Here is a 14,001-nt window from a genome sequence, read left to right as displayed (position 1 = left end):
GGCGCGGCGTCAGTTGCGCAGGATCTGGACCGCACTGGTGGCCGTCACGATCGGCGCGAACAGCTGGCTGATGATCTGAACGAGCTTGCTCGGCTGATTGGCGCGCGCATTGCCGACGTAGACGATGTCCTTGTCCCGCATGGGAAAGCGCTGCGCCAGGAAATAGCTGCCGGCCTTCATCATGTTCACGTGATAGACGACCGGGCGCAGGACGTTCTGCGGATCGGGGACATAGCGGAACACGAAGATCGCGGCCGGGTCGCCGAACTGCGGGTTCGACCCGCCCGCCTGCGCGATGGCTTCGGCCAGCGACACGGTGGGCGTGCCGAACGGGAACAGCTGCACGACGCCTGGCGCACCCATCACCGAAAAGGTACGCGGCGACCGCACGATCGACAGGCGGTCACCGGGGTAGACCCGCAGCTCCGCCGCCGGCCCGGTCAGGACATCGGTCAGCCGGATCTCGTCAGTCACGTCGCGGCGCTGGATCCGGACGGCCAGGTCCTTGGCATCGCCGCGATAGCCGCCCGCCAGCGCGATGGCATCGGCGACCGTCTCGCGGTTCGTCGGCAGCACCAGGCGGCCGGGCCGCGTGACTTCGCCGCCGACGATCACGCTGTTGGTGATCATCTCGCGGATGGTGACGACGATCTGCGGGTTCTGCGAAAAGCCGCGCAGCGCGGTGCGGATCATGGCGGCGACCTCGCTGACGCTCCGGCCGGCCACCTGCAGGCGTCCGGCATAGGGCAGCTGGATCGCACCGCTGTCATCGACCCGCGTGCCACCCATGCGCTCGACCTTGGCCGAGGAATCGAACGCCGGCGTGTCGGCCGACAGTCGTGCGGCGCTGCCGCCGCCGCCGAACAGCGTCACGCCGGATTCGTAGATCGCGATGTCGAGGATGTCGCCCGGTCCGACCAGATCGGTCGGGGGCGGGGGCAGGTTGGCGAGCTGCAACGGCGCCGCCACCTGCGCCGCGGGCAACGCCTGGGCATCGAGCACTTCGACCAGCTGGATGTCCGATGCCTGCGCCGCGACCGTCTTGCGGATCTGGTTGCCGGTCGGGCCGCTCGACGGCAGCGTCGCGCACGCCGACAGGCCAAGCGTCGCGAGCAGCGTCACGATCGCCACATGCGCGCGGCGACCGGTTCGAAAATGAAGGAAACTCATGGGATACAGCTAAGTCCGGCTAGGGCGCATGTCGCAGGCCTGCGTCCTTAGCATCGCGCGCCTTGCCGACGCAATCGTGCGCGGCGGCGCGGCACCGGGCCGAGGTCCGCGGACTTTGCAGGCGCGCATCCGGACGGCTATGACGGGCAACCGCCGCTCCGCCGGTGCCCCGAACGCGCGGGTACGGCCCCCACCCAATTTCTTCGCCATCTGGTCCGCTCATGCGTCGCAGCCCTAGCCGAACCGATCCTGCGCCGCCCTGGCTGACGCTGTTCCTGATGGTGCTGCGCCACCGGCCGCGGCAGGCGCTCGACGTCGCCTATTGCTGGCTGCGCGGCCGTCGGGTGCGGGCCAGGAACCGCCTGTACGCGGCCGGCGCGACATTGCCCGACAGCTACCGCTTCTGGATCAAGGCGATCGAGCGACCGGAAGTCGCCGCGCTAGCGCGTACCGCGGCGGAGCGGATGGGGGCGCCCACGATCAGCGTCGTCGTCGATGCCGCGGCGTGGACCGATCACACGACGCTGGCCGCCACGCTGCGATCGATCCGCACGCAGAGCGACCCCGGCCTGCAACTGATCGTCGTCGGCGGGGCAGGGGCGGCGCGCGAGGGCGACGTTCACTTGGCCGGCGACGTGCAGCACGCGCTGGCGGCGGCGGACGGCGGCTTCACCATCATCATGCCCCCCGATGCGCTGCTGCCGCCCTGGGCGATCGCGCGCTATCGCCACGCCGCTCTCGCCCACCCCGATGCGACGATCCTGTTCGGTGACGAGGATGCGATCGATGCGACGGGCAGGCGGCAGCGCCCCTGGTGGAAGCCGCAGTGGAATGCCGAGCTGATCCTGGCCAGCGACTATCTGTCGCACGCCTGCGCGATCGCGACGCCGGCGCTGCGCCGTGCCGCGGGTCGGGTACCGGCCGGGACGCCCGACCTCCGCTATGCGCTGGTCCTCGCCGCCGCCGCCGAAGCCGGCGCGGTGATCCGTCATATCCCGCACATCCTCTGCCACCTGCCGCTGTCCGCACCGACGACCGGGCCCGAGGACCGCGCCCGCGTCGTCGCCGATCATCTGGCGGGCGCGCAGGCGACGGCGGCGGTGGGACCGTTCGGCACGGTGCGCGTGCGCTGGCCCTTGCCCGTCACCGTACCGTCGGTGACGATCATCGTACCCACCCGCGACCGGGTCGAGCTGATGGAGGCCTGCGTCGGCAGCCTGCTGCGCGAAACCGACTATGCCGATTACGACGTCCTGATCGTCGACAACGGCAGCGTCGAGCCCGAGACCCATGCCTGGTTCGCCGCCGTCACGACGGCCGACGCCCGCGTCTCGGTCCTGCCGTACGACCGGCCCTACAATTATTCCGCGATCAACAATTTCGCCGCGGGCCAGGCGCGCGGGCAGTATCTGTGCCTGCTCAACAACGATACCGAGGTCATCGACGGCGCGTGGCTGAGCGAACTGATGCGCTACGCCGTCCGCCCCGGGGTGGGCGCAGTGGGGGCAAAGCTGCTGTACCCCGATCGCAGCATCCAGCACGCCGGCGTCGTGATGGGGATGGGCAATGCCGCGGGCCACCCGCACCGGATGCTGCCCGACGATCAGCCCGGCTATTTCGCGCTGGCCCATGCCCCGCATGAAGCAAGCGCGGTCACGGCCGCCTGCCTGGTCGTCGAGCGCACGAAGTTCGCCGCGGTCGGCGGGCTCGACGCCGACCATCTGCAGATCGCCTACAACGATGTGGATTTCTGCCTGAAGCTGGTCCAGGCTGGCTGGCGCAACATCTATGCACCGCAGGCGGTGCTGATCCATCATGAAAGCAAGTCCCGCGGACAGGATCTGTCGCCGCAGCATATCGAACGCTACACCCGCGAACTGGCGACGCTGCAGGAACGGTGGGATACCACCCGCGTGATCGATCGCATGCACCACCCACGGCTCGACCGCGCGAGCGAAACCTATCTCATGCACTTTCGAGGACTGTCCTGATGTCGACGACTGCGTCCCTGCTGCCCGGCGTGCCGCTGGTGGAATCGCCGCTGTTTCCGACCCTCGTCGACACGCTTGACTGGAGCGACCGGGAAAAGGAGATCGCGCGCAGTCTCAACGAGCGCGGCTATGCGGTCATCGACTTTCCCGATCCCGACATTCTCGCCCGGATCGACCGGATCAAGGCGCGGCTGACAGCGGGGTTCGGCGTCGACCTGGATACCGCGGACAGCAACAAGACGCCGGGTGCGCTGCGCGTGCAGGACGCGTGGCGGACCGATCCCGACGTGAAGGCGATCGCCGCCAATCCGGGCGTCGCCACGCTGCTCGGCCGGCTGTACGGGCGAGAGGCCTTTGCCTTCCAGACGCTCAATTTCCCGGTCGGGACCGAACAGCACCCGCATACCGATTCCGTCCATTTCTCCAGCCAGCCCGAACGCTTCATGTGCGGCGTATGGCTGGCGTTCGAGGATACGCATCCCGATGCCGGGCCGCTGGTCTATTACCCCGGCTCGCACAAATGGCCGATCCTGACCAACGCGATGATCGGGCGGCGGGGCTGGCACAGCACGGCGCCGTCGGCACAGACCCCGTTCGAGCCGGTGTGGCGCGCGATGGTCGATGCCTCCGGGCTCCAGAGCGAGACGTTCATCGCGCGCAAGGGCCAGGCGCTGATCTGGGCGGCCAATCTGCTCCACGGCGGCAGCGTCCAGAACGACCCCACCCGCACCCGCTGGTCGCAGGTCACGCATTATTATTTCAAGGACTGCATCTACTACACGCCGGCGTTCTCGGACGAGCCGCTGGGCCGTCTCGACCTGCGATCGATCACCAACATCGCCACCGGCAGGACCGAGCCGAACACGCTGCTGGGCGAACCCGCGGTGCCGGTCGCATCGGGCAAGCCGAAGGCCGGGCCGCTGAATGGCCTCAAGCGGATGTTCCGGCAGGACGAGCGTCGGGCGCTGCCCCCGCTGCCCCAGGATTTCGACGCCGCCGAATATTACCGCCTCAACCCCGATGTCGCGGCAGCGGGTGCGGACGCGGCGGAGCATTACCGGAAGCACGGCGCGGCGGAGGGACGCCCCTACCGCGGCTAGCGCTTCCGTCTGTCGAATTGCACACATGCTTGGAAATTCCGCCGGGCGCGCAAGGACAATATGGCGCGCGCCCGGACACTGGGGGATGACGTGACGAGGGACGAAGTACTGGCCACCTGGCACGCCTTTCTGGGGCGCGTGCCCGATGAAGCGATGATCGCCGGGTGCGAGCCGATGACGCCGATCGAGCTCGCCGAGATGCTGAGCCGGTCCGACGAGTTCAGGGAGCGGATCTCGCTTGGCCATACCACCGCGGTTTCGGCGACGATGGAGTTCGCGCGGTTCGTCGGCGGCGCGATGCCCGCAGACGCGTTCATCTGCCCGACGGCGCTGTCGCGGACGGGCAACACGCTCGAACGGGTGCTGCTGATCGGCCAGTGCCTGCTGGCCGACTGGGCGGATGCCGTTCCCGAGACGGCCGTCGACTATGTCCTCTACAACCGCGGTGTCGATGTTCGCGGCGACATCCCCCGTCCGATCCACGAGTACAGCGTCGCGGTCTGCCAGGTTCCCTTGCGCGGCGTCGTGATCGAGGAGGACTATCTTCGCGCCGCGCCCGACGATCTTGCCGCCTTCCAGCGCATCTTCGAGGAATCCTGCGGCCGGATCACGATGTGGGCGACCGATCTTGCCGATACGGTGGCTGGAGTGCCGGCGTTCTTCCCCAACTTCGCGGTGCCGCAGAAGCCGATGCTCGGCGACCTGCTGCCCACCGACGATCTGCGCGACTTCACCTGGTTCGTGTCCCGCCTCAACGACCATCTGGCGCAGGTGGTTCGCGGCCTGCCCAATTGCCATGTGCTGGATCTCGACCGCCTGGCCGCGATCTACGGTCGCCGCTTCGTCCAGGACGATACGCTGTGGATCGCAGCGCACGGCGGCTTCCTGACCGATCATGACCATGCCCTCGATCAGGGCCGGCTCGAATACAGCCCGGCGGCCTCGACGCACTTCGGGCTGGAGGTATTGCCGTTCATCCGCGTGCTCTGGGCGCAGGTCCGCCTGATGCTGCGCGTCATCCGCGGGACCGATGCGGTGAAGATGGTGTGCGTCGACCTGGACGACACGATGTGGCGCGGCGTCCTCGCCGAACGGCAGGACTGGGACGACGACGTCACCGCGGGCTGGCCGCTGGGCCTGATGGAGGCGCTGGTCACGCTGCGTCGGCGCGGCATCATCCTGGCGATCGTGAGCAAGAACGATCCGGAGACGATCGCCAGGATCTGGCCCGAGGTTCTCGGCAACTGGATGCCGATGGACAGTTTCGCGATCCACAAGATTGGCTGGGGTCAGAAGGCGGAGAGCATCCGCCAGGCGATCGAGGAAGCGAACGTCCTGCCCGAATCCGTGGTCTTCATCGACGACAATCCCGTCGAGCGCGCCGCGGTCAGTGCCGCCTTGCCCGGCATCCGCGTGCTGGGCGGACCGCATCTCGACTGGCGGCGCATCCTGCTGTGGAGCGCGGAGACGCAGGTGCCGCGGATCACCGACGAGTCCGCCCGGCGCAACGCCATGATCCAGGCGCAGGTCAAGCGCGAGGCGGTGCGCACCACGCTGACGCGCGAGGACTTCCTGGCCGATCTCCAGGTGCGGGTTACCGTCCAGCAGACCGGCGCCGACGATCCGCGCTTCGGCCGGGCACTGGAGCTTCTCAACAAGACGAACCAGTTCAACACGACCGGCAGGCGCTGGACCGAGGAGGAGGCACGCGCCTACCTCGCCGGCGGCGGCACGTGGTGGACGTTCGAGGTGCAGGACCGCTTCACCCGCTACGGGCTGGTCGGACTGCTGGCCGAGCGCGACGGCGTGATCGAGCAGTTCGTCATGAGCTGCCGCGTCTTCGGCATGGATGTGGAGATCGCTGCGCTGCGCCATATCGCGGACGTGCGCGGCCAGGCGCTCTCGGGAATCATCGTCGAGACGGAACGCAACGGCCCGGGCCGGACAGTGTTCGAGCGCGCAGGCTGGACGTGGGACGGCACACGCTGGACGGCCACGGCTTCGGTCGGCCACCCGCCCCACATCGAGCTGGTCAGCGAAGGATAGTGTCGTTGGGCCCTGCGCCTGTGCGCGGGGCCTTTCGCGCGGGGCCGCGCGTCACAGGTCGTTGTACAGCGCCAGCCCCTCTTCGACGTCCTCGTAGATCTCGCCGACGCCGTTGCGCAGCAGGATCGTGCTGGTGCACACTTCGCTCAACAACTCGGTGCTGTGCGAGGCGAGGATCAGCGCGCGGTCGGCGCGCTTCTCGAACAGCTCGTAATGGCATTTGCGCTGGAAATTCTGGTCGCCGACCAGGATGACCTCGTCGATCAGATAGCAATCGAACTCGATCGCCAGCGACAGTGCGAAGGCAAGCCGCGCGCGCATACCCGACGAATAGGTCTTGATCGGCATCTTGAGCTGGCGGCCCAGCTCGGTGAATTCCTCGACGTAATCGCGGATCTCGTCATAGTCGCGGTCGTAGATGCGCGCAATGAAGCGCGCATTGTCATAGCCGGTCAGGCTGCCCTGGAAGCCGCCCGAGAAACCGAGCGGCCACGACACCTTCATCTCGCGCGTGATGCGCCCCGACGTCGGCAGCTCGACCCCGCCGATCAGCTTGATGAGCGTCGTCTTGCCGGCACCATTGCGGCCCAGCACGCCGATCCGCTCGCCCGGCTTCACGTCGAACGTCAGGTCGTTGAACACGGTCTTGCGCCCGTGGCCCATCGGATAGGACTTGCACAGGTTCTCGCAGCGGATCACTCGACCACCAGGGTCTTGCGGATCCGGCGGCACATCGCCAGGCCGATCGGCAGCAGGGCAAGCGATACGACGATCGGCACCATCGGATCGTAATAGGGCGTCACCTGGTCGCCGAAGATGCCGTAGCGCATCATCTCCATCGCATTGACCGGCGGCGACCAGTAGAGGATGTCGCGCAGCTGCGGCGACAGCCACGACATCATGTTGAACGTGCCCGAGAACGGAATCATGATGTAGGTCGTGACGGGAATGAATTTCTCCAACACTTCCGACACTTCGGACAGCGGCGCCAGGATCAGGCAGAGCGAGAAGGTGAACAGGCAGTAGAGCAGCCAGCCCAGGATCACGTACAGGATGTTCGCCGGGACCGGGAACAGGTCGAGCGCGATCAGCACGACGGCGATGAAGACATACGCCATCATGCCGCCGATCATCTCGATCAGGAAGCGGACGACGATGAAGTCGAGCATCTTGATCTGGCGGTGATACATCAGGCTGCCGTTGACCGAGAACGCCTTGACCGAGCGCCCGACGGCATGGCGGAACAGCGTCAGCGGCAGATAGCCGGTGATGACGAAGGCGATGACGTTCAGCCCGTGCTCGCTGTTGCCCAGGATCGTCCACATGATGCCGACCAGCAGTGCGAACAGCAGCGGTTCGACCATCATCCACAGGAAGCCGATGTTCTCGCGGCCGAAGCGGGTGATCAGCTCGCGCGTCATCAGCGCCCGGATCACCCGGGTCTGGATGCGCCAGCCTGCCTGGAGTGACGGCATGGCCCTAGCTGTCCGGCGAGTGTTCGATGATGCCGACCACCAGCATCCATCCGATGAAGTAGAGGCACAGCGCCGCCCCCGCGACCGTCAGGATCTGCCACAGCCGATCGGGATAGCGCGACATGTCGGGCACGTTGGGTTCGACCACGCGCTCCAGATAATATTGCTGGCGCTGCGCGTCGGCCCGCGCTTGTTCGAGCGCCGCACTCGCCGCGGTCAGCGTCTGCGTGGCGAATTCCTGTTCGACGACCAGATTGTCGTAGCCGCCCATCTTGGACGACAGGGCCCCGGTGCCGCCGACCGCGCGCCCGTTCTGCGCCGCGATCGCGCTGTCGGTCGCGGCGATACGGCCGCGCAGCGCAGGGATCGAGGGATTGCGCGGCGTGACGCGCGTCATCAGGTCGAGCTGCGCCTGAAGTGCGGCGCGCTCCGCGATCAGCCGGTCGGAAATGGCGAGCACGCCGGTCGCCTGCTTCAGCGGATCGACCAGCTGCTGGTCGTTGCGGTACGCGCTGAGCGCGATCCGTGCGGTGCGCACCCGGCTCTGCGCCTCGGCCACGCGCTTTTCGGCCTCGTCGATCGCCTTGGTCCGCGACTTGGAATTCAGCTGGTTGACCAGCGCTTCGCTGAGCGTCAGCAGCCGCGCGTTGATGTCGCGCGCATCGGTCGGGGAAAAGGCCTTGACCGTAAGGACCGCGAGCCCCGTCTCTGAATCGAGCTTGGTCGCGACCTTCTTCTCGTAATAGCGGTACAGGTTCTCGAACCGATCCTCGCGCCAGAAGGCGGGATAGCGCGACAGGAAGTCGATCGACGGCAGCGTGAACTTGCCGCGAATATTCTCGGTCCGCTGCAACGCCTGCAGGGCGTTACGCGACTTGATATAGTCGATGACCTCGTTGGTCTGTTCCTGTCCACCGGACAGGCCGGTCACCTGCATGATCCCGGCAAGACCCGACATCGGATTCGGACGATCCGAACGTCCTTTCACGACGAAGCGTGATTCCGATATGTATTGGTCCGAGGCGATGAAGCCGTAATAGATGATCGACAGCGCGATCGGGACCAACACTACAAGCGTAAACCAAGACCGCAGCCGCGGTACTTTCAGAGTTTTCATCGAAATGCCTGGCTGGGTCGTGATTTTATCATGACGCCACGCCCCGCGCGCGGCTGTGATAGTTGTGTTAACATATGCTGCGGACGGGCAGAATTGTCAATGAAACACCCGTCACGCCGCCCCGACCGCACCGCGTCCGACACCGGACGGATGATCCGGCCGGGCCGGTCGCACAGGACGGAAACCGGCGGTCAGACCCGCTCCAGCACGGCATAGAATTCGGCATCGTCGCGCCGCGTCGGATAGATTTCGGTCAGCCGCAGCCGCGACAGTCCGATGTCGTACAGCGCCGTCATCAGCCCGGCGAAACTGTGCGGCGTGAAATACCACGCATGGACGTCGAGATACCCGTCCGCGGTGTCGTGCATCTCGATCGCGAGCTTCACCCGATCGGCGAAGGCGGCACCGTGCCCGGTGTCATGCCGTCCCGCCCAGTGGGTCGCGGGATCGTTGTGCGTGTTCAGCGCGTGATGCTCGATCACGCTACGCAGGGTGTGGACGGTACGCCGTTCGCGGTGCGCCTGGATCACGTCCGCAATCGTCGATTCCGCCATGAAATGGTCGAAGCAGTAGCGCTTGTCGGGGACGTACAGGAAATAGCGCCCGCCCGGCGACAGCACGCGTGCGACGCCGTCCAGATGGTGGATCAGGTCGGGCTGATGTTCGATGCAGTGGCTGCTGACGACCGCGGCGAAGGCGTCGTCGATGTCATGAATGTCGCCCAGATAATCGATCTTCGCAGGACACGCGTCGGCATCGGCGCCCAGCGCGCTCGCCCGTTCCCTGAGCTCGGTTTCGTCGAGGACATCGAGGTAACGAACATTGGGACCGCGCGCCGTCGGTTTGCAGAACGGGCCGATCTCCAGCACCGAGGCGTAGGACGCCAGACGCTCGGTAAACGCCTGGCGCGATCCGAAGGGATGTCCCTGCCGCCCCTCGGCGATACCGAAGTTTGCGAAATGCTCTGCGGCCTCCTCGGGCGTGAACCCGGCCAGGTCGGTGTTGGTGCGCGTGTAGAACGCGGCGTCGAACGCAAACGGAGGGATGTCCTCGCTCACCGGATCGCTCGCAGGTCACGCCCGTGCGGACAGGGATAGTGCCGATCGGCCATCGTCTGTGTCCTAACCCGCCAGATACCACGCGTCGCGCGGCGGGGCGGGCGACGGGTCCATACGGTGGCGGGCGAAGTCGGGATGCGACGCCGGGTCGCGCTCCAGCCACTCGGCCCAGCGTGACAGGAACAGCGCGACTTCGGCGCCCGGCGGAATGGTGTCGCCGCGCGACGCCTTTTCGGCATGGGTGAACTGCGCGTCGGGATTGTACACGATGCGGTAGCCGAGGTTGCGGATGCGCAGGCACAGGTCGACGTCGTTGAACTCCAGGCTGAATCGCTCGTCGAAGCCCCCGACCTGGTCGAGGATCGAGCGCCGGGTGGAGAACACCGCCCCCGTGACGACCGACCATTCACGCTGCGCGACCGCCCAGTCCTGATAGGTCCTGGCATCCGCCGGCCAGTTGAGCCAGGCGTGGACGATCGTGCGCAGCGCCGGGAACATGCCGGCATGCTGGATCGACCCGTCCTCGTAATACAGCCGCGCGCCGACACCGCCGACGCTGCCGTCGATCGCGAAGCCGACGAGTGCGGCCAGCCAGCGCGGATCGCTGGGGACGGCGTCGTCGTTCATGAAGATGACCTGTTCGTCGGACGCGGCGCGCCACAGGCGGTTCATCTTGGCGGCATAGTTGAACGCCTCGCCCTCTGCCCGCTGGGTGTCGATCCGCACCAGATTGAACGGCCAGGGGCGCATCGCCCACAGCGGTTGTCCGGGCACGTCGTCGCCGACGATCACGGTCAGCCGGTCCATCGGCCATTCGGCCAGCGCGATGCTGGCCAGCAGCCGCTCGATATAGGTTTCGCTCGATCCCGGATGGCGGGTCTGGCGGGTCGGGATCGCGATCGTGACGCGGGGCTGGTCGCCCGCTGGGAAGCTCCAGCACTGGCCGAGCAGGCCCGATGCCGCGCCCTCGACCAAGTCGACGCCCGGCGGCACGACCCGCGCCAATGCGCGGCGACGATCGGCCTCGCGCGCCACGACGCGCGCGCCCGGGAAACCCAGCAGGACATGCGGGATGCGGCCGATCGTCCCGCCGGCCTGCGACACGCGCAGCACGACGTCGTAGAGCGCGGCCGTCCCCATCGACGCATCGAGCCCGCCGATATCGGTCAGCGTCTTGCGGCGGATGATGATCGGCGCGCCGACATAGTCCTGTGCGACCAGCAACGTCCGGTCGATGTCGGGCTTCAGCCGGATGCGGTCGAGCGGATCGCCCTCCCGCGCGACGTCGTCGGCGTAGAACAGCACGACGTCGGGGCGGTGGTTCGATGCGGTGACGGGGAAGTTCAGCACGCCGGTGCAGACGATGGCGTCGCGGGGCGCGATGAACAGCCAGTCGGCGGGGTCGCCGTCGGGGATCTCGATGCCGTCGCACGAGAAATCGGGCGCGACCGCGACCGGGACGATGCCCGGTACCGCGCCCAGCGTCCCGAACACCGGCGCATCGCCATAGTCGATCGGGAAGGCGATCGGGGCGGGGGGATCGACGATACGGCGCGTCGGCGCCGCCGCCGTCGCCTCGCGGCTTTCGGCGATCAGCGCGGCCAGGCTGGTGCGGATTTCGGCGGCTACCGCGTCATAGGACAGGCGCCGCGTGATGTTGGCGGTCGCGGCCTCGGCGATCCGGTGGTCGCCCTTCGCCACCGCGTCGGCCGCGCGGACCAGCTGGCGCGCCAGGTCGGCCTCGTCGATCTTCGCCCAGGAATGGCCGGTCAGGTAGTGACCATGGTCCTCCTCCAGCGTCCAGGGATGCGCGCGCACCGGATAGCCGCAGCTGGCATCCAGGAAGTCGCGCGTGCCCGAGAAGTCGGTCGCGACGACCGGCTTGCCGACCGCCATCGCCTCGGCGACCGTCAGGCCGAAGCCTTCCGAACAATGCGGCGAGGCATAGATGTCGGCCGCCGCGATCAGGCTGGTCACCTCGTCGGCGTGGAGCGACACCTCCAGGATGCGCGCGCCCGGCGTTTCCGCGACCAGCGCAGTCAGCGCCTTGCCGGCCTCCGGACGGTCGTAGAGGTGCTTGGTCTTCAGCACCAGTGTCCAGCCCTGCCGCGCGAGGCCCGATGCGGCAAAGGCGCGGATCAGCGCTTCGGGGTTCTTGCGGACGAGATAGCTGGCACCGTCGAAGATGTAGAGGATCACGCGCTCGGCCGGATCGATGCCGAAACGGCGCAGCACGGTGTCGCGGTCGGTCGTGATCCGTGCCGGCACGCGCACGGGATGCGCGACGACGTCGACGGGGACGTGTGCTTCCGCCTCGATCACTTCGGCGACATAGGCGCTCGGCGCCCAGATGCGATCGACCGAATGCAGGTCGTGCTGCCAGGCGGGCGGCAGGGTGTCGGTTTCCCACACCCAGTAGCCGATCCGGCGCTTGGCTGCGCGGATGATTGCGCGCTGTTCGTCGCTCAACAGATGCCAGGAATCGGGATTGAGGTGGACGATCGCGACATCGGCCTGGCCGGCGAAATCGAGCGTCGGCACCGCCGGGCAGATCAGCCGGTGGATATGGAACGACTTGACGATCGGATGGGCGTTCAGCTCGACGCCCGACTGGCGCAGCGCGCACAACAGCTCGCGACTGGCAGAGCCCAGGCCGTTGTCATAGTTCCACGGCCCGAAATAGGCGACGCGCAGGCGGTGGTCGTCGGTGACTAAATCCAGCGGCGTCGGATCGACGAGCAGCCCGTCGTCGGTGCCCATCGGTACGCTGTCCATCTCGCCGATGCGCGCCGACGCACGCAGCAGATTGAGATCGAACCCTGCACGGGCGAACTCGCCTTCGAATTCCGGCGTCCAGGCATCGACGCTCGGGAATTCCCGCTTCAGCATCAGCACCTTGACGAAGGGGAAACGCTGAGCGAGCAGGTCGCGCCAGCTGAAATAGGTCGGGTTGGCCGAGAACAGGCCGGTGTACAGCGCCGCGATCTTCAACCCGGCGCCGCGCATCCTTGCGGTGAACGGCACCTCGTAGGTGCGGATGACCTCGTCCTTGTCGTCGATCCGGCGGATGTCCCGGATGAAGTGCTGGAACCCCCACGAACTCAGCGCCCTGGGCTTCAGGCCCAGGAAATAGCTTTGCACGTGCCAGCCATATTCGTGGCTCGACGTCAGCCCGACGATGTCGGCGCTGTGGCCACGCAGGCGATCGATCATCGCGCGGTAGATGCCGGCATCGCCGACCGGAATGATGCTGTCGTTGGTGATGACCAGCAAGCTGGCGCCGTAGAGTGCGGGCACCAGGCGGAAGGCATGGGCCCAGGCGCCGAAGTCGTAGCCCGCGTTGTCGCGCACGATGATCCCGCTCGCCACGTCGCGTTCCGCATCCAGCAGTTCGAGCGGGCGGTCGACGACCGCGACCAGCAGCACGGCGATCCCGCAGTCGCGCAGCAATTGCATGTGCGGCAGGACGTGCGGCTTCAGGCGGCCCGAGGGCGCATGGGTGACGAAGACGCACGCCTCGTGCCCGGGCACGAACCCCATTTCCTTGACGATGACGTGGCGCAGGTCGGCATCCGACCGGCCGTGCCGCACGGGCGCGGTGGGCAGCTGGTGCGGGTTCGCGGCACGCCCTTCTGCCCGGCCGCTATCCAGATAGTGGATCAGCGGGTTGAGACCCGCGGCCACCACGTCGGGATAGGTGCGCAGATAAAAGTTCGTGTCGAAGTTCGGCCCCGGATCGCGGCTCTCGCGATGCCCGTGGGTGATATAGTGGTGATAGGGGTCGAACCCCTCGGCCAGGATGTCGGGATAGCGCGTGCCGTACCAATCGCCGTCGAATATCCCTTCGCGGCGGTTTTCTTCGGTGACGACGAAGGCGCGCATCGCGTCATAGGCGCGCTTGCGCTCGGCTCTCGCCCGGCGCTTCCTGGGGTTCAGCGGCCCGACAACACGTTTGATCGACCGTAGGATGTTGGCCATCTTGTCCTTCGTCTTCAACTTGGCTGGCAGGAGAGTGTCAGCGGCGAGGACCGCCGCCGCGCGCGG

9 protein-coding genes are annotated in these 14,001 nt (G+C 67.1%); 3 read left to right on the top strand and 6 right to left on the bottom strand.

All coding sequences use genetic code 11. The features are described 5' to 3' along the window. Positions 1–9: 9 nt before the first annotated feature. Positions 10–1,170 carry a polysaccharide biosynthesis/export family protein gene (locus ASE86_RS12460; protein WP_056427430.1) on the bottom strand — a complete coding sequence of 387 codons (1,161 nt, stop codon included), beginning with the start codon at positions 1,168–1,170 and terminating at the stop codon, positions 10–12. Between the two features lie 221 nt (positions 1,171–1,391). Between ASE86_RS12460 and ASE86_RS12455 the strand changes: the two genes are divergently transcribed. From ASE86_RS12455 to ASE86_RS12445, 3 genes are read left to right on the top strand one after another with little or no spacing between them, the layout of a single operon-like run. Next, positions 1,392–3,161 (top strand): glycosyltransferase family 2 protein, encoded by a 1,770-nt coding sequence (locus ASE86_RS12455; protein ID WP_056427428.1) that lies wholly within the window; start codon positions 1,392–1,394, stop codon positions 3,159–3,161. Then, positions 3,161–4,261 (top strand): phytanoyl-CoA dioxygenase family protein, encoded by a 1,101-nt coding sequence (locus tag ASE86_RS12450; protein WP_082441901.1) that lies wholly within the window; start codon positions 3,161–3,163, stop codon positions 4,259–4,261. The genes ASE86_RS12455 and ASE86_RS12450 overlap by 1 nt, the downstream gene beginning before the upstream one ends. A 60-nt stretch (positions 4,262–4,321) precedes the next feature. Further along, entirely contained in the window at positions 4,322–6,307 is a 1,986-nt protein-coding gene (locus tag ASE86_RS12445) for an HAD-IIIC family phosphatase (protein ID WP_056427425.1), read from the top strand. 51 nt (positions 6,308–6,358) lie between these two features. On the opposite strand, the gene ASE86_RS12440 is transcribed toward ASE86_RS12445, so the two are convergent. From ASE86_RS12440 to ASE86_RS16320, 5 genes are all read right to left on the bottom strand, one after another. Further along, a complete protein-coding gene (locus ASE86_RS12440) occupies positions 6,359–7,006 on the bottom strand; it encodes an ABC transporter ATP-binding protein (protein WP_056427422.1) in 648 nt (215 codons plus the stop codon). After that, positions 7,003–7,782, bottom strand: a complete 780-nt coding sequence (locus ASE86_RS12435; protein ID WP_056427419.1) for an ABC transporter permease — start codon at positions 7,780–7,782, stop codon at positions 7,003–7,005. The genes ASE86_RS12440 and ASE86_RS12435 overlap by 4 nt, the downstream gene beginning before the upstream one ends. 4 nt (positions 7,783–7,786) lie before the next feature. After that, entirely contained in the window at positions 7,787–8,851 is a 1,065-nt protein-coding gene (locus ASE86_RS12430; protein ID WP_235524098.1) for a capsule biosynthesis protein, read from the bottom strand. Positions 8,852–9,090: 239 nt separating this feature from the next. Next, a complete protein-coding gene (locus ASE86_RS12425) occupies positions 9,091–9,957 on the bottom strand; it encodes a methyltransferase domain-containing protein (protein ID WP_200911545.1) in 867 nt (288 codons plus the stop codon). Between the two features lie 63 nt (positions 9,958–10,020). After that, positions 10,021–13,935, bottom strand: coding sequence for a glycosyltransferase (locus tag ASE86_RS16320; RefSeq protein WP_200911544.1), 3,915 nt, complete (start codon positions 13,933–13,935; stop codon positions 10,021–10,023). Positions 13,936–14,001: the final 66 nt, after the last annotated feature.

The sequence above is a fragment of the Sphingomonas sp. Leaf33 genome (assembly GCF_001421785.1).
Taxonomy (GTDB): domain Bacteria; phylum Pseudomonadota; class Alphaproteobacteria; order Sphingomonadales; family Sphingomonadaceae; genus Sphingomonas.
This window is presented reverse-complemented; position numbering and strand designations above follow the sequence as displayed.